Origin of the sequence: Hydrogenobaculum sp. (assembly GCF_049967395.1) — a bacterium.
Classification (GTDB): Bacteria; Aquificota; Aquificia; order Aquificales; family Aquificaceae; genus Hydrogenobaculum.
Window position 1 is genome coordinate 1 of record NZ_JBMFST010000123.1, and the last position, 747, is coordinate 747.

1 protein-coding gene is annotated in these 747 nt (G+C 31.3%); it reads right to left on the bottom strand.

What is annotated here, in order from left to right; translation table 11 throughout:
* On the bottom strand, positions 1–747 hold a 747-nt coding region (locus ACP5S8_RS08480), incomplete at both ends, for a hypothetical protein (protein WP_461876501.1).

Here is a 747-nt window from a genome sequence, read left to right on the forward strand (position 1 = left end):
ATCTTCAATATCTTTATAAGATGTGTTTGGAAGCACCTCTTTATCTAAATTTAAAGCGTTAACATTTTTTACTATGTAATCGTTGTTATTAGCTGTTGCAGTTTCTTTGTTAAGCGTAGTAGGATTGTTTGATGTGGGAGGCTCTTTAGCTACGATAGAGCTACTTTCTCTATTATTTGCTGTTTCTATCTGACCGTTGCTTTCTTGTTTTTGCGGTGCTTGTATTTTTGTATTGGTATCGCTAATACTTTCGTTGTTTAAGTTTTTAGCGTTTTTTACACTGCTTGCTTTATTATTTTCAATATCCTGTTCTATCTGTTTGTACTCTTTTGTAGTTTGTTTTGGTTGGTTTACATCCTTATTTTGCGTATCTTTTGTGTGGATATCCGTTGCTTTTTCGTCTTTAGCGCTTACAGGTGCGTAATCTTTAGGTAGTTGATATTCTTTGGTGTCGTTTATTTCTACATTTATCTTGATATTCTCAGATTTATACGATATATTTTCATCGCTTTGGTTTTTGGCGGTGTTGTCTTGGGTAGATGCATCTTCTTTTATGGGAATTTCTACATAGTCTTTTTGGGATGGTTCTTCTAAAGTTTTTATGTTTTTACTTGAATGTGAGTTTATTTCAACATCTTTGAAAGGTTTGATTTGACTTAGCATATTGTCTAAATTTACTTTTTGGGCTTTTAACGAGATTAATGTTTCTGATATATTTTCTTTTTCTAATATTAAACTAAAAGATAT